This window comes from Magnetospirillum sp. WYHS-4, assembly GCA_039908345.1.
Classification (GTDB): Bacteria; Pseudomonadota; Alphaproteobacteria; order Rhodospirillales; family GLO-3; genus JAMOBD01.
Map to the genome: position 1 here is coordinate 1 of JAMOBD010000073.1, position 20,169 is coordinate 20,169.

The window sequence follows — 20,169 nt, forward strand, 5'->3', positions numbered from 1 at the left end:
GAGTCCATCGCGGCCATCAGGCGGTGATCGGCGAAGCCGGCCGCGCGGCGCGCGATGCCGGCAAGCCCTGGGCCGTGCTCACCTTCGAGCCGCACCCGGCCTCGGTCTTCCGGCCCGACGCCCCGTCCTTCCGCCTGACACCCTTCCGCATCAAGGCCCGCCAGATCGAAGCCCTGGGCGTCGATGCCCTGGTGGTGCTGCATTTCGATCCCGACTTCGCCCGCCTGCCCGCCGACGCCTTCATCGAGAACATCCTGGTCAAGGGCCTGGGCGCCAGCCACGTGGTTTCCGGCTACGACTTCGTCTTCGGGCACGGCCGGCGGGGCGATTGCGAGATGCTGCTGCACCGGGGCGAGATGCACGGTTTCGGCTTCACCTGCGTCGGCGCGGTCAAGGACGGCGAGGGCAAGGTCTTTTCCTCCACCCGGGTGCGCGACTGCCTGTGGAACGCCGATCCCAAGGGCGCCGCCCACGTGCTGGGCCGCGCCTTCGAGATCGAAGGCCGCATCGAGCACGGCGACGCGCGGGGCCGCGGCATCGGCTTCCCTACCGCCAACCTGCACCTGGACGACTACATCCGCCCCGCCGCCGGCGTCTACGCCATTCGCGCCGGCATCGACCGGGGCGAGGAAACCCAATGGCTGAACGGCGTCGCCAACCTGGGCATCCGGCCCACCTTCGGCGGCCATGACATCGTCCTGGAAGCCCACCTGTTCGACTTTTCGGGCGATCTTTACGGCCGTCACCTGCGCGTCGCCTTGATCGACCACATCCGCCCGGAAAAGAAGTTTGACGGGATCGCGGATTTGAAGGCACAAATCGCCGCCGACTGTCGGCAGGCGCGAAAGCTGCTCGCCCGGCCCTGAGGGATCGATCATGAGCCTGGACTACAAGACCACCGTATTCCTGCCCCGCACCGACTTTCCGATGAAGGCGGGCTTGGCCCAACTGGAACCGCGGCTGCTGGCCCGCTGGGAAGAGATGGGGCTGTACCGCCTGTTGCGCGAGGACGCCAAGGGGCGCGAGAAGTTCGTCCTGCACGACGGCCCGCCCTATGCCAACGGCCACCTGCACATCGGTCACGCGCTGAACAAGATCCTCAAGGACGTGATCGTGCGGTCCAGGCAGATGCTGGGCCGGGACGCCAACTACGTGCCCGGCTGGGACTGCCACGGCCTGCCCATCGAATGGAAGATCGAGGAAAAGTACCGCGCCGCCGGCCAGGACAATTTCGCCGCCCGGTGGATCGACGTCCAGAAGGCGGAATTCCAGCGCCTGGGCGTGGTCGGCGACTGGGACGATCCCTATACGACCATGACCTTCGCGGCCGAAGCTCAGATCGTGCGCGAACTGGGTGAGTTCCTTCTCGACGGCTCGCTCTACAAAGGCGCCAAGCCGGTGCTGTGGTCGATCGTCGAAAAGACCGCCCTGGCCGAGGCCGAGGTCGAGTACCACGACCATACCTCGACCACCATCCACGTGCGCTTCCCCGTCGCCGAAGGGCCGGCGGAATTCCAGGGCGCCAACATCGTCATCTGGACCACCACGCCCTGGACCATTCCCGGCAACCGGGCGGTGGCCTACGGGGCCGACATCGACTACCTGGGCTTCGCCATCAAGAAGGTGTCCGAGACCGCCGCGGCCAAGCCGGGCGACCGCCTGATCGTCGCCGTGGCCTGTTATCCCGCCTTCGCCAGGGAAGCCGGAATCGAGGAAATCGAGGTGTTCTGGGAAGGCAAGGGCCGGGCCCTCGACGGCGTCGTCTGCCGCCACCCCTTCCATGCCGCCGATCCCTATTACGGCTTTCCGGTGCGCGCCCTGCCCGCCGGCTTCGTCGAGGTGGAAACCGGCACCGGCTTCGTCCACATCGCCCCCGGCCACGGCCAGGACGACTGGGAACTGGGCATGGAACACGGCGTCGCGGTGCCCGACACCGTGGGGCCCGACGGCCTGTTCCTGCCGGACGTGGGCCTGTTCGCCGGCGTCAAGGTCATGGACCTGGACAAGAAGGGCAAGGCTTGGTTCCCCGCCAACAAGGCGGTGGTGGAAAGGCTGAAGGAAGCGGGCGCCCTGATGGCCCAGGGAAAGCTGTCGCACAGCTATCCCCATTCCTGGCGCTCCAAGGCGCCGCTGATCTTCCGCAACACGCCGCAGTGGTTCATCGGCATGGAGAGGAACGGCCTGCGCGCCAAGGCCTTGGCGGCCATCGACAACACCGCCTTCTTCCCCGCTTCGGGCAGGAACCGCCTGCGCGGCATGATCGAGACCCGGCCCGACTGGTGCGTGTCGCGCCAGCGCGCCTGGGGCGTGCCGATCGCCGTCTTCCTGCACAAGGGCACCGGCGAGCCCTTGCGCGACCGCCAAGTGCTGGACCGCATCGCCGCCGCCGTGGAAGCGGAAGGGGCGGATGCCTGGTTCTCGTCCGATCCGGCCCGCTTCCTGGCGCCCGAGCACGACCCCGCCGACTATACCCAGGTCACCGACATCCTGGACGTCTGGTTCGATTCCGGGGCGACCCATGCCTTCGTGCTGGAAAAGCGCCCCGACCTGGCCTGGCCGGCGTCGCTCTACCTGGAAGGGTCGGACCAGCATCGCGGCTGGTTCCATTCCTCGCTGCTGGAATCCTGCGGCACCCGAGGTCGCGCACCCTACGAGGCGGTGCTGACCCACGGCTTCGTCATGGCCGAGGACGGCCAGAAGATGTCCAAGTCGTTGGGCAACGTGGTCTCGCCCCAGGATGTGGTGGGACAGAACGGCGCCGACATCCTCCGGCTCTGGGTGGTGGGGTCCGACTATTCCGAGGATCTGCGCATCGGCCCCGAGATCGTCAAGCAACAAGCCGATGTCTATCGGCGCCTGCGCAACACGCTGCGCTACCTGCTGGGCAACCTGGACGGCTTCACGGAAGCAGAACGCCTTCCCCATGCCGAGATGCCGGAACTGGAACGCTGGGTGCTGCACCGGGTGGCCGAGATGGACCGGGCGCTGCGCAAGGCCTGCGAGGACTACCAGTTCCATCTGCTGTTCACCGAGCTGCATAATTTCTGCGCCGTCGACCTGTCGGCCTTCTATTTCGACGTCCGCAAGGACAGTCTCTATTGCGACGCCTTGGACAGTCCGCGTCGCCGGGCGGCCCGCACGGCGCTGGACATCCTGTTCGAGAGTCTGACCGCCTGGCTGGCCCCCTTCATCTGCTTCACCGCCGAGGAGGCCTGGCTGCTGCGCCATCCGGATGAACGGAGCGTGCACCTGCGCCAGTTCCCGGCCATCCCGGCCGCATGGCGCGACGACGCCCTGGCCGCCAAGTGGTCCATCCTGCGCGACCTGCGCCGGACGGTCACCGGCGCCCTGGAGATCGAACGGGCCGCCAAGCGCATCGGCTCCAGCCTGCAGGCCGCGCCCACGGTCTTCGCCGATGCCCGCTACCGCGAGGCCTTCCAGGGCTTCAAGGCGGAAGAGGTGGCGGAACTGTTCATCACCTCCGACGCCCGCTTCGCCGACGGCGAGGCGCCCGACGGCGCCTTCGCCCTGCCCGACGTGCCGGGGGTCAAGGTGGTCCCCGGCCTGGCCCAGGGAAGCAAGTGCGAGCGCTGCTGGAAAGTCCTGCCCCAGGTAGGCGCCGAAGCCGACCATCCGACCCTCTGCCCCCGGTGCGCCGATGCCGTTCGCCGTCACGCCGGCTGACCGGGCCCGCCTGGTCCGGGGCCTGGTCCCGGCGGCCGTGGTCATGGTGCTGGACCAGATCACCAAGCTGGTGATGGTCGGCGCCGTCATGCAGCCGTCCCGGGTCATCGAGGTGACGCCCTTCTTCAACCTGGTGATGACCTGGAACCGGGGCGTCAGCTTCGGCATGTTCAATACCGGCTCGCCCTGGAACGCCTGGGTGCTGACCGCCGTCGCCCTGGTCATCTGCGCCGCCCTGGTAGCTTGGTTGCGAAAGGCTGAAGGCCGCTGGGTGCCGCTGGCGCTCGGCCTGGTGATCGGCGGGGCCCTGGGCAACGTGATCGACCGCCTGCACTGGGGCGCGGTCGCCGATTTCCTGGACTTCCACGCCTTCGGCTATCACTGGCCGGCCTTCAACCTGGCGGATTCCGCCATCACGGTGGGGGCCGCGGCCTTGGTGCTAGACTCCTTGTTCGCCGGCCCGGAAAAGCCTAAACTTCCGCCAGAGGGGGCGGACAGCAAGGACTCCGCATGATGAGGAACGGACTATTCGGCATCGCCGCCGCCGGCCTGGCCATCGGCCTTCTGGGTGGGTGCGAAGGTGTCAAGGATACGTTGGGCATGACCAAGCATGCCCCGGACGAGTTCGCCGTCTACCGGCGGGCGCCGCTCAGCGTGCCGCCCGATTCCACCCTCCGGCCGCCCGAGCCCGGCGCCGCGCCGACCCAGAACGTCGATCCGCGCCGGGATGCCCGTAGCGCGCTCACGGGCAACAGCTCGTCCCGCGTCGCGGTGCAGGGCGCCTCGCCGGGCCTGCAGGCCCTGATGAAGCGTACCGGCGTCAACGACGCCGAGGCCGGCATCCGCGAGACCATCAACCGCGAGACCTCCATCCTGGCCGAGGAGGACAAGGCCTTCACCGAAAAGATCATGTTCTGGGACAAGAGCCCCGAAAAGGCCAAGACCGTCGATCCCACCAAGGAAAACAAGCGTATTCAGGAAAACCAGGCGCTCGGCAAGCCGGTCAACGAGGGAGATTCCGCCAGCATCGAGCGCAAGCAGAAGGGCCTGCTGGAAGGCCTTTTCAAGTAGGATGGCGCGCGGGCTCCTCCTTTTCGGGGCCGCCCTGCTGGCCGCCGTGTGGAACGGCCAGGCGGCGGCGGCCGTCTTCAACCCCGAGACCTTCACCCTGGCCAACGGCATGCAGGTGGTGGCGATCGCCAATCCCCGCGTTCCCGTGGTCACCCACATGGTTTGGTACAGGGTGGGCGGTGCGGACGAGCCGCCCGGCAAGTCGGGCATCGCCCATTTCCTCGAACACCTGATGTTCAAGGGAACCGCCGCCCATCCCAACGGCGAGTTCTCGGCCACCGTGGCCCGCCTGGGCGGCCAGGAGAACGCCTTCACCTCGCACGACTACACGGGATTCTACCAGACCATCGCGGTCGACCGGCTGGAAACCGTGATGGCCCTGGAAGCCGACCGCATGGTCAACCTGACCCTGACTCCGGAAATCATCGAGCCCGAACGCCAGGTGATCCTCGAGGAACGTCGCCTGCGCGTCGAAAACAATCCGGGGGCCGTGCTGCGCGAACAGGCGGAAGCCGCGCTCTATCTGAACCATCCCTACGGCCGGCCGGTGATCGGCTGGATGCACGAGATCGAGGGCTTGACGGTCGACGATATCATGGCCTTCTACCGCCGCTGGTACGCGCCCAACAACGCCGTGCTGGTGGTGGCCGGCGACATCACGGCGGCAAAGCTGAAGCCGTTGGCGGAAAAATACTACGGCGTCCTGCCGGTCGCCGATACGCCGCCACGCCGTCATCCTGCCGAACCGCCGCCGCTGGTCGCCCGACGAGTCCTGCACGCCGACGCCCGGGTCCGCCAGCCGTCCTGGGCCCGCATGTTCCTGGCCCCCGGCTTGGCCTGGGGCGATACCGCCCTGGCGCCCGCGCTCGACATCTTGGCCGAAGCCCTGGGCGGCGGGTCCACCAGCCGGCTCTACCGCAAGCTGGTGGTGGAAAGGGCCATCGCGGTCAACGCGGGGACAAGCTATTCCGCCGAGGCGATAGGCCCTGCCGAGTTCACCCTGCATGCCTCCCCCGCCGCCGGCCTGTCCCTGGAAGCCGTGGAAACCGCCGTCGAGGCTGAACTCGCCCAGGTCCTCAAGGAGGGGCTTGCCGAGGCCGAGGTGACGCGTGCCAAGAGCAAGCTGCTGGCCGACGGAACCTATGCCCGGGACAGCCTGACGGCCGGCGCCCACAGCTTGGGCGCCGCCCTGGCCCGCGGCTTTTCCGTGGCGACGGTGGAGGACTGGCCGGATCGCCTGCGCGCCGTCACGCTCGAACAGGTCAACGCCGCCGCCCGCGCCGTTCTGGGGCAGAAGGCTTCGGTCACCTCCCTGCTGATGGCGCCGAAGGAAGAAGGGGCGAAGCCGTGATGCCGGCCAACACTGGACCTGACTCGTTGGCCGGCATCGAGCGGCCATTGAGGCCGCGGCCAAGCGAGCGGAGCGAGCGCCCGGCGAGGGCCAAGGATAAAGATACCAACCGGCCAATTCATTGGGCGTTTGGCATGAGACTGTGGGTTCTTTCCCTTTTCGTCGCCTTCTGGGCGGCCTGCGCCCAGGCGGCCCTGCCGGTCGAGCGGGTGGTCTCGCCGGGTGGTATCGAGGCTTGGCTGATCCGCGATTCCGCCAATCCGGTGATCTCCCTCAACCTGATTTTCCGGGGTGGTTCCGCCCTTGATCCGGCGGGCAAGGACGGACTGGCCCGCATGGTGGCCGGACTGCTGGACGAAGGGGCGGGCGAACTGGATTCCCAGGGCTTCCAGGGGCGCCTGGACGATCTGGCAATCTCGTTGCATTTCGATGCCGGCCGCGACACCTTCTCCGGGCAGGTCAAGACCCTGTCCGAAAACCGCGAGGAAGCCTTCCGGCTGCTGCGCCTCGCCCTGACCGCGCCGCGCTTCGACGCCGAGCCTGTGGAACGCATCCGCGGGCAGTTGGCGGCCATGCTCAAGCAGGAATCGACCAGCCCCGGCGCCCTGGCCGACAACCGGCTGCAGGCGGCGCTCTTTCCCGGCCATCCCTACGGCCGGCCGGCCAAGGGAACCCTCGCGGGCCTGGGGGCGGTGCGCACCGAGGACCTCAGAACCTTCGTCGCCCGGCGCCTGGCGCGGGACAACCTGTTCGTCGGCGTGGCCGGCGATATCGCGCCCGCCGACCTGGGGCGCCTGCTGGACGAAACCTTCGGAGGTCTGCCCGCCAAGGCGGCCTCCTGGGCCCTGCCCGACATCGAACCCGCCAAGGGACGGGTCGAGGTCGTCGACCTGGCGGTCCCGCAAAGCACCATCGCCTTCGCCCAGGCGGGATTGAAGCGCAAGGACCCGAATTTCTACGCCGCCTTCGTGCTCAACCATATCCTGGGCGGCGGCACTTTCAGTTCGCGGCTGTTCGAGGAGGTCCGCGAGAAGCGCGGCCTGGCCTATTCTGTGAGCAGCCACCTGGAACCCCGCGACGCTTCCGCCCTGCTGGCCGGCAGCGCCGGCACCGCGAACGCCCGCGCCGCCGAGACGGTCGCCGTGGTGCGGGAGGAATGGCGGCGTCTGGCCGTCCGGGGAGTCGGCGCGCCGGAACTGCAGGACGCCAAGACCTACCTGACCGGGTCCTTTCCCCTGCGCTTCAGTTCCAGCGACCGCATCGCGGCCACCCTGGCGTCCATCCAGGTGGACGGACTGGGAATCGACTACCTGGAACGGCGCAACGCCTACATCGAAGCCGTGACCCTGGAACAGGTCAACGGTCTGGCTGGGCGCCTGCTCGATCCGGATGGCCTGGCCTTCGTCGTGGTCGGGCGACCGGAAGGCCTGGCTGCGGGGGCGTCCCATGGCCGCTGAGCCGGAACTGCTGTTCGGCACCCAGCCGGGCCTGCGGTTCGCCGCCCTCCTGGACGGCAAGGGCGGCTGCCGCGACCTGGACTGGGACGGTATCCGGGCCTGGAAGCCGGCGGACGGCTATCTTTGGGTGCATCTGGAACGCAACACAGCCGAGGCCCAGGACTGGGTGCTGGACGAAAGCGGCATCGAGCGTGCCGAGGCGCTGGCCCTGCTGGCCGACGAATCGCGGCCGCGCGTCCAGGACGTGGGGGATTCGCTGCTGGTGGTCATGCGCGGCGTCAACTTTCTGGACGGCAGCCGCGAGACCGAACTGGTGCCGATCCATATCTGGGCCGAGGGCACGCGGCTGATTTCCCTGCGCGACCGCGAGCATTCCCTCACGGCGCTGCGCGACATCCGGCGCCATCTGGTGCGGGGACGCGGCCCAAGGGGTGCCGGGCACCTGTTCGTCCAGATCACCGCCAAGGTCATCGACCACGTGGAACCCATGGTCGAAGACCTGGAGGACGAGGTCGATCTACTGGAAGATACCACCCTGGATTCGGCCACCGCCGACTGGCGCCCGGCCCTGTCGCGGACAAGGCGCCAAGCGATCCACCTGCGCCGCTACCTGGGCCCCCAGCGCGAGGCTCTCTACCGGCTGCAAACCGACGACGCGGCCTGGCTGCGCAAGGGAGACAAGATCCTGCTCCGCGAGGTCTACGACCGGGTCGTGCGCCATATCGAAAGCCTGGACTCGATCCGCGACCGCACCACCATCCTGCACGAAGACCTCACCTCGCGCATTTCCGAGGAGATCGCCAAGATATCCAACCGCTTCACCCTGGTGGCCGCCATGCTGCTGCCGCCCAGCCTGGTCGCGGGCATGCTGGGCGCCAACTTGGCCGGCATTCCCGGCCACGATTGGCCCTGGGCCTTCCTGGTCCTGGTGGGCCTGATCCTGACCATGCTGCCGCTTCAGTGGCTGGTGCTGCGCTGGATGAAGTGGCTATGACCCTCAGGTCGCGACCAACAGTCCGCTGACGGTCCCGGTGACGTCGAGGTTGGTGAAGGGCTTGGCGAGCACGGCGCTCGCCCCCATCTTGCGGGCCATCTCCAAGTAGTCCAGGCTGCCGCCGCCGCCGCCCGACATGGCGACGATGGGCAGGGCGGGGAACCGCCGCTTCAGAACGCGGATGGTCTCCACTCCTTCCTGGTCGGGCATGACGATGTCGGTGATGACGAGATCGAAGGGGGTCACGCATTGCTTGTCGACGCCGGCCGATCCGTTGCCCGCTTCCTCCACGGCATGGCCGTCCCCTTCCAGGATGCGGCGGATCAGCAGCCGGATGCGCGGATCGTCGTCGATGACCAGGATGCGTGCCATGTGCTGATCCCCCCTCTTTCGGCGTCGCGTTCATTACACGAAGAAAGGCTGGCGGAACAGGCCATAACCGACGGCCTGCCATCCATGTCGGGCGCGGGCCTGGGATAATCAAGGCGGGAAGGCCGACGCGACATCCTTTCAAGGGGGTGAAGCGCTCATGCGCCGATTTCCACGGTTCCGGACTTTCCCGCTCGCTAAAATCGCTTCGGATTGGCGGGGGCTTTGTTATAATGCCCCCGCCATTTCGCGGAGCCTTTTCCGCAACCCCGCAGACTGCTGCCCGTTAGGGCCGGGGCGCCCGCCGCGCCCTGGGAAGAGGGAGATACGGGAGACGCCATGAAACTGACCATCGAAAAGGCGGCGCTGTTGAAGTCGCTGGGGCACGTGCAAAGCGTCGTCGAACGGCGCAACACCATCCCCATCCTGTCCAACGTCAAGCTGGAAGCCCGTGACGGACGGCTGTCGCTGAACGCCACCGACATGGATGTCGACATCGTCGAATCGGTCGATGCCGACGTGGGGGCGGGCGGAGCCACTACGGCGCCCGCTCACACGCTCTACGAAATCGTCCGCAAGCTGCCCGAGGGCGCCCAGGTGGGCCTGGAAAGCGGTGGCGATGGCCAGCTCACCCTGCGGTCCGGCCGCTCGCGCTTCACGCTATCCTGTCTGCCCACCGAGGACTTCCCGGTGATGGCCGGCGGCGATCTGCCCCATACCTTCTTCCTGCCGGCGGGCGAACTGCGCGGCCTGATCGACCGCACCCGCTTCGCCATCTCGACCGAGGAAACCCGGTACTACCTGAACGGCATCTTCCTGCATGCCTCGCAGCGGGCCGGGGTCGATGTGCTGCGCGCCGTGGCCACCGACGGCCATCGCCTGGCCAGCGTCGAGGCGCCGCTGCCCGAGGGCGCCACCGGCATGCCGGGCGTCATCGTGCCGCGCAAGACGGTCAACGAACTGCGCAAGCTGATCGAGGAAACCGTGGCCGAGATCGCCGTCTCCCTTTCGGAGACCAAGATCCGCTTCGCCTTCGACGACATCCAGATGACATCCAAGCTGATCGACGGGACCTTCCCCGACTACGAGCGGGTCATTCCGACCGGCAACGACAAGGAATGGGAAGTCGACCGTCGTCTGTTCACCGAGGCCGTCGACCGCGTTTCCGCCATTTCCAGCGAGAAGTCGCGGGCGGTGAAGCTATCCATCGAAAGGGACACCCTCACCCTGTCGGCCTCCAGCCCGGAAAACGGCACCGCGACCGAGGAGATCGAGGTTGCCTACCAGGGCACCCCGCTCGAGATCGGCTTCAATTCCCGCTACCTGCTGGATATCGCCCAGCAGGTCGAAGGCGAGTCGGTACGCTTCGTCATGGCGGACGCCGCCGCGCCCACCATCATGCGCGAAACCGACGACCCCAGCGCGCTCTACGTGCTGATGCCCATGCGAGTGTGAGGACGACGCCCCTGAACGGCCTAGCCGGTATGGTTCCGATCCGACCCGATACCGGCCTCCCCGCTTTTGCGGTGGAGGGCGGGGGATGTGTGTCCCTGTCGCGTCTGACCCTCACGGATTTCCGGGGCTATCGCCACCTGCGCCTGGAGACCGACTCGCGGCCGGTCGTGGTCGCCGGGGCCAACGGGGCGGGCAAGACCAATCTGCTGGAGGCCATCTCCTACCTGGTGCCGGGACGTGGCCTGCGCGGCGCGCCCTTGTCCGAGGTGGCCCGCCAGGGCGGGGGGCCGGAATGGGCGGTGGCGGCCAGCCTCGCCACGTCCGACGGACCGCTGGAAGTCGGGACCGGACAGACGGGCGACAAGCGCACGGTGCGCATCAACGGCGAGACCGTTCGCAACCAGTCGACCCTGGCCGAATACCTGTCGGTCCATTGGCTCACCCCGCAGATGGACCGCCTGTTCCTGGAAGGTCCGCAGGCACGGCGTCGCTTTCTCGACCGACTGGTCTTCAGTGCCGACCCGGCCCATGCCGGACGGGTGGCAGGCTACGAACATGCCATGCGCGAACGGCTGCGCCTGCTGCGCGACGGCCAGGGCGATGGAGCCTGGTTGTCGGCCCTGGAAGACACCATGGCGGGCAAGGGCGTGGCGGTGGCCGCCGCGCGCCTCGACATGGCCGACCGGCTGGGAGCCTTCTGCGCTCGCCAGGCCCCCGGCCCCTTCCCACGCGCCGCTCTGGCGGTCGAGGGTACGGTCGAAGGCTGGTTGGCCGCCATGCCGGCCCTGGAGGCCGAGGACCGTCTCCGGTCGGCCCTCGCCGCCCGCCGATCCCAAGACGGGCAGGATGGCGCCACCGGCATCGGCCCCCATCGGAGCGATCTGGCGGTCCGCCATTTGGGCAAGGACCAGGCGGCCGGTCTCTGTTCCACCGGCGAGCAGAAGGGCCTGCTGCTCGCCCTGGTGCTCGCCAACGCCCGCCTGCAAGCCGCGGAACGGGGCAGCCTGCCCATCTTGCTGCTGGACGAGGTGGCGGCCCACCTGGATTCGGTGCGCCGCCAAGCCCTGTTCGACGAACTTCTGGACCTCAAGGCCCAGGCCTGGATGACCGGCACAGACGCCGCCCTTTTCGCCCCCTTGGGGGCGCGAGCCCAATTCTTCACCGTCGAGGATGCCGCCGTGACCGCGGCGCATTAGGAGCCCCATGACCGATATCAAGGAACAGACCTACGACGCGGAGTCCATCAAGGTCCTCAAGGGCTTGGACGCGGTGCGCAAGCGCCCCGGCATGTACATCGGCGACACCGACGACGGCTCGGGCCTTCACCATATGGTCTACGAGGTGGTGGACAACGCCATCGACGAGGCCCTGGGTGGCCATTGCGACCTGGTCGAGGTGGTGTTGAACGGCGATGGTTCCTGTACGGTGCGGGACAACGGCCGCGGTATTCCGGTCGACATGCACAGGGAAGAAGGTGTGTCGGCAGCCGAGGTCATCATGACCCAGCTCCATGCCGGCGGGAAGTTCGACCAGAATTCCTATAAGGTATCGGGCGGGCTGCACGGGGTGGGCGTGTCGGTGGTCAACGCGCTTTCCGAATTCCTCGACCTGCGCATCTGGCGCGACGGCAAGGAATACGCCATGCGCTTCCGCCTCGGCGACGCGGAAGCCCCGCTCAAGATGGTGGGCGAGGCGCCGCTGGCGGGTGGCAAGCCGCTGACCGGCACGGAGGTTACCTTCCTGCCCTCCAAGACCATCTTCACGATGACCGAGTTCGACTACGCCACCCTGGAGCATCGCCTGCGCGAGCTGGCTTTCCTGAATTCGGGCGTGCGCCTGAAGCTGACCGACGCCCGCCATGTGGAAAGGAAGGTCGTCGAACTGCACTACGAGGGTGGTCTGGAAGCCTTCGTCACCTATCTGGACCGGTCCAAGACCTCCCTGCACAGCCCGAAGGTGGTGGCGCGGGCCGAACGGGACGGCATGACCGTCGAAATGGCCATGCAGTGGAACGACAGCTACCACGAGAACATGCTCTGCTTCACCAACAACATCCCGCAACGTGACGGCGGCACCCACCTGGCAGGCTTTCGCGGCGCGTTGACCCGCACGGTCAACGCCTACGCCAACGAAAGCGGCATCGCCAAGAAGGCCAAGGTCGCCATGTCGGGCGACGACGCCCGCGAAGGGTTGACCTGCGTACTGTCGGTCAAGGTGCCCGACCCCAAGTTCTCCTCGCAGACCAAGGACAAGCTGGTCAGCAGCGAAGTACGGCCGGTGGTCGAGAACGTCATCGGCGAATGCCTGGAACGCTGGTTCGGCGAGCATCCCGCCGAAGCGCGCAAGGTGATCGGCAAGATCGTCGAGGCGGCGGCGGCCCGCGAAGCGGCCCGCAAGGCGCGCGAACTGACCCGGCGCAAGGGGGCGCTCGACATGGCCTCGCTGCCCGGCAAGCTGGCGGACTGCCAGGAACGCGACCCGGCGCTGTCCGAACTCTTCATCGTCGAGGGCGATTCGGCCGGCGGCTCGGCCAAGCAGGGGCGCGACCGCGCCAATCAGGCCATTCTGCCCTTGCGCGGCAAGATCCTGAACGTGGAAAGGGCGCGCTTCGACAAGATGCTGTCATCTGCCGAGATCGGCACCCTGATCGCCGCCCTCGGCACCGGCATCGGGCGCGACGATTTCGACGCCAACAAGTGCCGCTACCACAAGATCATCATCATGACCGACGCCGACGTGGACGGTTCCCACATCCGCACTCTCCTGCTGACTTTCTTCTATCGGCAGATGCCGGACCTGATCGAGCGGGGCTACCTCTACATCGCCCAGCCGCCGCTTTATCGCGCCAAGCGCGGCAATTCCGAGGTCTACCTGAAGGACGACCGGGCTCTCGAAGCCTACCTGTTCGACACCGCCATCGGCGAGGGAACGGTCTTCACCGCCCACGACGGCACCCAAGTGGCCGGGGCCGACCTGCGCGTCCTGGTCGAGGAAGCCCGCCAGGTGAAGACCCAGTTGTCCCACTTGTCGCGCCACGTGCCGCTGGCCATCGTCGAGCAGGCGGCCATCCTGGGAGTGCTCAATCCCAAGCTGCTGTCCGACGCCGCGTTGGCAGCCGAGACCGCGGAATTCGTCGCCAAGCGGCTGGACGCGCTGGAAACGGCCACCGACCGGGGCTGGCACGGCACGGTGCTGGACGATGGCGGCCTCGCCTTCACCCGGACGCTCCGGGGCGTCGGCGAGCGCCATGCCATCGACCACAACCTGATCCGCAGCGCCGAGGCCCGACGCCTGGACGAACGGGCCGGACCGCTACAAAAGCTCTACGGCCGCCACGGCAAGCTGCTGGCCAAGGAGAAGGAGTACGTCATCACCGGTCCGGTATCCCTGGTCGACACGGCCATTGAACTGGGCCGCAAGGGCATCGCCTTCCAGCGCTACAAGGGACTGGGCGAGATGAACCCCGGCCAGCTCTGGGAAACCACCCTGGACCCCAACGCCCGCACCCTGCTGCAGGTCAAGGTCCACCACACCGACGACGCGGAAGAGGTCTTCTCCACCCTGATGGGCGACTTGGTCGAACCCCGCCGCGACTTCATCCAGGAGAATGCGTTGAAGGTGGCGAATTTGGACGTGTGAAGCGGCCGCGGCCAAGCCGCCGGAGGCGGCGCCCGGCGAGGGACAAGGAAAAGGGCGGCCGAGGCCGCCCTTCCCATTCCTCGGTCCGTCCCGACTCAGCGCTTCCACCAGCCGGAGCGTCGCGGTGCGTCGGGGGGCGGTGCGTCGACGTCGATCACCTGGGTCCTCGCCGCCGCCGGATCGACCATCGCCGGCTCCGGCTCGGGGGTGGGTGCCGGTTTCTCCGGCTCGGGAGCGACCGCAACCGCCTCTTCGACCGCAGCCGGCGCTTCTTCCCCGGCCTTGCGGCGCGGACGGCGGATGCGCTTGGGCTTCTCGGCCGGCACCTCGTCCTCGGCCGGAGGCGGACCGGCGTAGATCACCTCGGGTTCGGGCGGGCCGGCATAGATGACTTCCGGCTGCGGAGACCCGGCGTAGATGACCTCGGGGGTTTCCGTATCTGCCTCGACGGGAACGGCTTCCTCGCCCTTGCGGGGACGGCGGGGACGGCGGCCGCGACGGCGTTCCTCGGCCTTGCGCTCGCCTTCCGGCTGTTCCAGCAGGATCGGCTGTTCGGGACTTTCCAGAAGCGGCGGCGCCTCGGGAGCCGGCAGCAGTCCGGGTTCGCCACCGGCCTCGGCGGCCGGCATATCTTCCGGTCCTCCCCGGCCGCGGCGGCGTCCGCCCCGACGGCCGCGGCGCCGACGGCGGCGACCGTTCTCGTCGCGGTTCTGCTCCTCGCCACCGTCGTCGGTCCGAACTTCCCCCATGTCCTCGTCGTCATCTTCCAGGGATTCCTGGGGATTCCACTCTCGTCATCTTCCAGGGATTCCTGGGGATTCCACTCGCCGGGCAGGGCGTTGGCGGGGGTGAGCATCGGCATGTCGTCGTCGATGTCCTCGTCGTGGCCTTCGACGGGAGGGGTGGCCCGTGTCTCGCTCCGCCCTTCACCCCTTTCCTCGCCGCGGCCTTCCCCGCGCCGCCGGCGACGGCGGCGGCGACGGCGGCGGACTCCACCCTCGCCATTCTCGCCCCCTTCGGCAGGCTCTTCGGTGACTTCGCGTTCGCCGACCGGCTCGACGGCGGGCTCCTCGTCTTCGGTCGGCCGCGACACTTCTGGACGTTCGGCCGGCATTTCTCCGGCCGGAACGCCTTCGCCCCGCACCCGGTCGACGCGATGGGCCGGCGGAACCAGAGTGTCGTCCTGGGCCAAGGTCACGGTGAAGCCGTAGCGAGCCTCGATCTCGGCCAGGGCGGCACGCTTCTGGTTGAGCAGGTAGAGAGCCACCTCGGTCGCCAAGTGGACGGTGATGGCGCTGGAACGGTGGCGGATGCCTTCCTCCTCGATGGCGCGCAGCACCACCAGGGCGGCCGATTCCGTCGACCGCCGCTGACCCGTGCCGCCGCAATGGGTACAGGGCAGGAAGGAAGTCTCCTGCAGGCTCGGCCGCAGGCGCTGGCGAGACATCTCGAGCAATCCGAAAGCGCTGATGCGTCCCACCTGGATGCGGGCGCGATCGCTCTTCAGGGCGTCTTTGAGGCGGCGCTCGACCTGGCTCTGGTTGCGCGATACCTCCATATCGATGAAGTCGATGACGATCAGGCCGGCCAGGTCGCGCAGGCGCAACTGACGGGCGATTTCGGTCGCGGCTTCGACGTTGGTTTTGACCGCCGTTTCCTCGATGTTGCGCTCGCGGGTGGCACGGCCAGAGTTGACGTCGATGGCAACCAGCGCCTCGGTCGGATTGATGACGATGTAGCCGCCCGACTTGAGTTGCACCACGGGCGAATGCATGGCGTCCAACTGGCTTTCCACTTGGTAGCGGTGGAACAGCGGAATCGCGGGATCGCGATAGGGCTGGACCTTCTTGGCGTGGCTGGGGATCAGCACCTTCATCAGGTCCTTGGCGCTGCGGTAGCCGTCCTCGCCCTCGATGATGATCTCGTCGATGTCGTTGCCGTAGAGATCGCGGATCGAGCGCTTGATCAGGTCGCCTTCTTCATAGATCAGGGCCGGTGCCGACGACTGCAGGGTCGTCTCGCGGATGGTATCCCAGAGCCGCGACAGATACTCGTAGTCGCGCTTGATCTCGGCCTTGGTGCGCTGGGCGCCCGCGGTTCGCACGATGACCGCCATGCCGTCCGGGATATCCAGGTCGGCGAGAATTTTCTTCAAGCGCTTGCGGTCGGTACCGCTGGCGATCTTGCGCGAGATGCCGCCGCCCCGCGCCGTGTTGGGCATCAGCACGCAATAGCGGCCGGCCAATGAGATGTAGGTGGTAAGCGCGGCGCCCTTGTTCCCGCGTTCCTCCTTGACCACTTGGACGAGGAGGATCTGGCGCCGCTTGATCACTTCCTGGATCTTGTAGCGCCGGTAGGCGGCCGGCATGCGGTGGGACATCATGTCCTCGTCGTCGCCGCCGCCGAAGAACTCCACTTCCTGACCGTCGCCGCCGGCTCCGGGGGTGCGTTCGCCCTCGCGCTCGGCGGCGGCCTTGTCCTCGGCCTCTTGCTCGGCCATCAGCGCCTGACGGTCGGCGACCGGGATCTGGTAGTAATCCGGATGGATTTCGTTGAAGGCCAGGAACCCGTGCCGGTTGCCCCCATATTCGATGAAGGCCGCCTGCAGCGACGGTTCAACCCGGGTGACCTTGGCGAGGTAGATGTTGCCCTTCAGCTGTTTGCGATGCGCAGCCTCGATGTCCAGATCTTCCAGGCGGTTGCCGCTCAGCACCACGACCCGGGTCTCCTCCGGGTGGGTGGCATCGATAAGCATTCTTTTGGTTGCCATGAACCACGTTACTCCAATGCCTCGCCCGGACTCGCGCCAGAGAAACGGCGCCGCGACGCCGGACGAAGACGATACCGTTGCAGGAAAAGCCGGCAGAGGCGCTGGCCGATTCGGTCCGTCCCCGTGGGGGCGCGGATGGTGAGGCCCCGTTCGGCCTCATCCCCAGATCGACGCTCTCTGCCCATGCCGGCATGAAAAAACCTCAAGATTTCGAATCAGGCGCCGAAGCGACCTTTTCCCCGGATTCCGGAAGGCGCCGACGTCTGGAGCGGCCGCATCGTCCAATCGCCGGAGGAAAAATTAGAAAGAATCGCTTCCCCGGCGGTGGGCGGGCCACTGCCGCCGTTAACATAACGGTAGGATTTCCGTTCGACAATCGACTTGTTCGGATTCAGGCAAGATCGTCGCCTTCCGCAAGGCCTTTCGGTAGCCATTGCGGCAGGCGGCGGGAAAGGCTAAAAGAATCTTCGCGAGTCAAGGACTGGCACGTGACCCTTTCCCGAATGGCGTTCCGCTTCGACCTTCTGGCCCGCCGTATGGCGGCGGCGCTAGGTTTGCTGTCCGGCCTTCTGGCCGGCGGGTCCGTCCATGCGGGCACGGCGGTGGTGACCGACCTCCGCGTCGCCGACCACGCGGCTTCCACCCGCGTCGTCCTCGACATCACCCAGCCGATCGCCTTCAGTGTCTTCACTCTGGCGGCGCCCTACCGGGTGGTGATCGACATGCCCGAGGTCGGCTGGCGCCTGCCGCCGCGGCCCTTGCCGCAGGATGCCGGTCTGCTGCATCAGTTGCGTTACGGCCGCTTCCAGCAGGGTGTGACCCGGTTGGTGCTGGACACCAAGGGACCTACGACGGTGAATCGCGCCGCCATGCTCGAGCCGGACGGCGACAGCGGATACCGCCTGGTGGTCGATCTGGGGACGACCAGCCACGAGGCCTTCGTCCGCGGCCTCAAGCAGCCGGAGAAGAAGGTGGTGGCCACCACCCGTCCCGGCGAGACGGACAGGACGGCCAAGGCGGAAAGGAAGGCGCCGGCGCCGACCCGCGAGGTCCAGGACGACAAGCCCGAGGCCATTCCGGTGGCCACCGGGGCCCGCAAGCCGGCGGCCGGGAATCTCCGCCAGGAGGCGGCCGTTCCGCGCGCTCCCGCCAAGCCGGAATCCAAGGGCCGGGCGCCGGCCAAGCACGTCATCGCCATCGATGCCGGGCACGGCGGCGCCGACCCCGGCACGGTCGGCGTATCGGGCATCTACGAGAAGCACATCACCCTCAGCATGGCCCGCGAACTCAAGACGGCCCTGGAAAGGACCGGCCGCTTCCAGGTGGTGCTGACGCGCGAGCGCGACGTCTTCATCCGCCTGCGCAAGCGGGTGGAAATCGCGCGGAAGGCGGGGGCCGAGCTGTTCATCTCGCTCCATGCCGACGCCATCGCCGCCAACGGCATCCGCGGGCTGTCGGTCTATACGCTGTCGGAAAAGGCCTCCGACAAGGAAGCCGCCATGCTGGCCGAGAAGGAAAACAAGGCCGACCTGATCCCCGGCATCAACCTGGACGACGAACCGCCCGAGGTCGCCAACATCCTCATCGACCTCACCCAGCGCGAGACCATGAACCAGTCGGCCCACTTGGCGGGGCGCCTGGTGGGCGAGTTGCAACGCGACGTGACCACCCTGCCCAACGCCCATCGCTTCGCCGGCTTCGCCGTCCTCAAGGCGCCCGATATCCCCTCGGTGCTGGTGGAACTGGGCTTCCTGTCCCACAAGCAGGAGGAAAAGGCGCTGCGCGGCAAGGAACATCGCGACCGGATCGCCACCGCCATCGCCCGCGCCGTCCAGCGCTATTTCACCCAGGTGGAAGAAGCCAACCGCATGTGACGCTATTTCGTCGCTTCCGGGGCGTCGAGGTCGATCAAATGGACGGTGTGGTGCCAATCCCCCGGACCCGGCCCGGACCGCTGGACCAGGTCCAGGACCACGGGGGCGACGGGGCTTTTCCGGCGGTCGGTCGATGCGTCGCGGTGAAGAAGGCCGGAAAGCTCGTAGCTGAGGCCGAAACGGAGCGCCAGGGCCTTGGTGAAGTCCAGGCGGGCCTTCTTCGGTTCCCTGGGACCGGGCCAGACCACTTCGCGGGACAGGCCGGTCGCGGCCGAGAACAGGACGTCCACCCGGCCGTCCTTCCCGGATGCCCGCACCCGCGCGATCCGGCCGTCGGCGCCGGTTGTCGTCTCGACGCCGTAGCCGCCGGCCCGTGCCGCCGCCAGAACCCTTTCCGCCGTCCAGCGCAGCCCGAAGCCCTGGATCTCCGTCCCCAGGTCCAGCCGCTCCGCCAGAATCTGCCTGACCGGACCCAGATGACCATCCGGGCCGGGACGGGTCAGGCAAATATACGGCCAGCGGTCCGGATCGCCGTCGTCGGCATCGATGACGTGGCACCTTGCCGGATGGCCCGGAACCTCTAGGGTCAAGTGATATTCCCCGTCATAGATGCAATCCATCTGGATTTCACCTGGTCCCTGGCCCCAAAATTGAGGGTCTTCCGGAGCGGGAGCCATAATGATCGAATAGCCCCAAAGGACATGCGTTCGTCGAAGCTTTGCGCCTTGACCATCCTTGCCCGGCCAAGTCAGCGGACAGGCGATGGCGACCTCGCGAGAGCTATCTTGGGGCGACTGGGGGACGGCCTGGACGGGAAATCCCGTCACGGTCGCGAACAAGGCCACCAAGACTACAAGCCCCTTCTTCATCTGGTGCCTCCCCTGCGAATGACCGAATAGCTGAACGCATCGTTGATCCCGCCATGACCGGCATAAGGAATGAAGCGCTCGCTCGCCGATTTAGGCAATCGCCTTCTCTGCCCGGTTGCCGGATCGGCATTTCGTTCCGCCCATTGATCGAGTACGACAATACCCTTTTCGCCGTTCCTCTCTTCGTCGCGAAGATAGAGCGCGGCGTGTTTCCCTTGCGCGGTGCCGTAGGTGCCATCCTTGCCGAAGGTGGCGATGGCGGTGCCTTTTTCGAGGGGCGGATCGCCGGGACCCTTGATGCTGGTGCCGGCCCGCCATTCGGCGGTATTGCCGATCTCCGGAATGGCCTTCTTGACCAGGGCGACGCATTCGCGATCGCTTTGCGGACCCGGCGCGGTCCTGCCTTCGATGTCTTTCCGGAAGACGTCGATGTCGGCCCGGACGTGGGGCCGGTCGGAGGAGGGCGCCGGAGCGTCGGGAGAGCCGGCGGTGGGGGGTTCGGTGGTGGGCGGTTCGGTGACCCAACTTGAACAGTGGAGGGGCGTTTTGGGAGAGGCCCCTATTGAAAATATTGGGTTTTTTGGCCTGAAATCCGGACCTGGCGAAAAATGTAGTGGAACATTTTCTCTGTCGTTG

General features: G+C 67.3%; 15 protein-coding genes and 1 pseudogene. 11 read left to right on the plus strand and 5 right to left on the minus strand.

Going from position 1 to position 20,169, the window contains the following annotated elements:
* The 7 genes from H7841_15955 to H7841_15985 form a co-directional block, all read left to right on the plus strand.
* Positions 1–866, plus strand: an 866-nt coding sequence (locus H7841_15955; GenBank protein MEO5338363.1) for a bifunctional riboflavin kinase/FAD synthetase, incomplete at its 5' end; no start/stop codon positions are given.
* Positions 867–876: 10 nt separating this feature from the next.
* The gene (ileS, locus tag H7841_15960) at positions 877–3,684 is read left to right on the plus strand and encodes an isoleucine--tRNA ligase (protein ID MEO5338364.1); all 2,808 of its coding nucleotides are present in this window, start codon (positions 877–879) and stop codon (positions 3,682–3,684) included.
* On the plus strand, positions 3,659–4,198 hold the full coding sequence (gene lspA, locus H7841_15965; protein ID MEO5338365.1) for a signal peptidase II: 540 nt from the start codon (positions 3,659–3,661) through the stop codon (positions 4,196–4,198). Before ileS ends, lspA begins: the two co-directional genes overlap by 26 nt.
* Complete coding sequence (locus tag H7841_15970) at positions 4,195–4,755, plus strand: DUF3035 domain-containing protein (GenBank protein ID MEO5338366.1); 561 nt, start codon at positions 4,195–4,197, stop codon at positions 4,753–4,755. Before lspA ends, H7841_15970 begins: the two co-directional genes overlap by 4 nt.
* A gap of 1 nt (position 4,756) precedes the next feature.
* Positions 4,757–6,106, plus strand: a complete 1,350-nt coding sequence (locus tag H7841_15975; GenBank protein ID MEO5338367.1) for an insulinase family protein — start codon at positions 4,757–4,759, stop codon at positions 6,104–6,106.
* Between the two features lie 134 nt (positions 6,107–6,240).
* Positions 6,241–7,563, plus strand: a complete 1,323-nt coding sequence (locus H7841_15980) for an insulinase family protein (GenBank protein ID MEO5338368.1) — start codon at positions 6,241–6,243, stop codon at positions 7,561–7,563.
* Positions 7,553–8,557 carry a zinc transporter ZntB gene (locus tag H7841_15985; protein MEO5338369.1) on the plus strand — a complete coding sequence of 335 codons (1,005 nt, stop codon included), beginning with the start codon at positions 7,553–7,555 and terminating at the stop codon, positions 8,555–8,557. The genes H7841_15980 and H7841_15985 overlap by 11 nt, the downstream gene beginning before the upstream one ends.
* Before the next feature lie 3 nt (positions 8,558–8,560).
* Here H7841_15985 and H7841_15990 read toward each other — a convergent pair whose 3' ends face one another.
* The gene (locus H7841_15990) at positions 8,561–8,929 is read right to left on the minus strand and encodes a response regulator (protein ID MEO5338370.1); all 369 of its coding nucleotides are present in this window, start codon (positions 8,927–8,929) and stop codon (positions 8,561–8,563) included.
* A 336-nt stretch (positions 8,930–9,265) separates the two neighbouring features.
* Here H7841_15990 and dnaN point away from each other — a divergent pair, with 336 nt between their 5' ends.
* From dnaN to gyrB, 3 genes are all read left to right on the plus strand, one after another.
* Positions 9,266–10,381 carry a DNA polymerase III subunit beta gene (gene dnaN, locus H7841_15995; protein ID MEO5338371.1) on the plus strand — a complete coding sequence of 372 codons (1,116 nt, stop codon included), beginning with the start codon at positions 9,266–9,268 and terminating at the stop codon, positions 10,379–10,381.
* An 89-nt stretch (positions 10,382–10,470) separates the two neighbouring features.
* The gene (recF, locus tag H7841_16000) at positions 10,471–11,577 is read left to right on the plus strand and encodes a DNA replication/repair protein RecF (protein MEO5338372.1); all 1,107 of its coding nucleotides are present in this window, start codon (positions 10,471–10,473) and stop codon (positions 11,575–11,577) included.
* Positions 11,578–11,584: 7 nt separating this feature from the next.
* Positions 11,585–14,020 (plus strand): DNA topoisomerase (ATP-hydrolyzing) subunit B, encoded by a 2,436-nt coding sequence (gyrB, locus tag H7841_16005; GenBank protein ID MEO5338373.1) that lies wholly within the window; start codon positions 11,585–11,587, stop codon positions 14,018–14,020.
* 95 nt (positions 14,021–14,115) lie between these two features.
* Here gyrB and H7841_16010 read toward each other — a convergent pair whose 3' ends face one another.
* Together H7841_16010 and H7841_16015 are read right to left on the minus strand one after the other, a co-directional pair.
* Positions 14,116–14,382 (minus strand): hypothetical protein, encoded by a 267-nt coding sequence (locus H7841_16010; GenBank protein MEO5338374.1) that lies wholly within the window; start codon positions 14,380–14,382, stop codon positions 14,116–14,118.
* Between the two features lie 809 nt (positions 14,383–15,191).
* Positions 15,192–16,790: pseudogene (locus H7841_16015) on the minus strand (ribonuclease E/G).
* 488 nt (positions 16,791–17,278) lie between these two features.
* On the opposite strand from H7841_16015, the gene H7841_16020 reads away from it, so the two are divergent.
* Positions 17,279–18,664 carry an N-acetylmuramoyl-L-alanine amidase gene (locus H7841_16020; protein ID MEO5338375.1) on the plus strand — a complete coding sequence of 462 codons (1,386 nt, stop codon included), beginning with the start codon at positions 17,279–17,281 and terminating at the stop codon, positions 18,662–18,664.
* Positions 18,665–18,666: 2 nt separating this feature from the next.
* Here the strand turns inward: H7841_16020 and H7841_16025 are convergent, their stop codons facing one another.
* A complete protein-coding gene (locus H7841_16025) occupies positions 18,667–19,284 on the minus strand; it encodes a hypothetical protein (GenBank protein ID MEO5338376.1) in 618 nt (205 codons plus the stop codon).
* Between the two features lie 245 nt (positions 19,285–19,529).
* Positions 19,530–20,169: BPSL0067 family protein (locus tag H7841_16030; GenBank protein MEO5338377.1), on the minus strand; the 640-nt coding region annotated here is incomplete at its 5' end.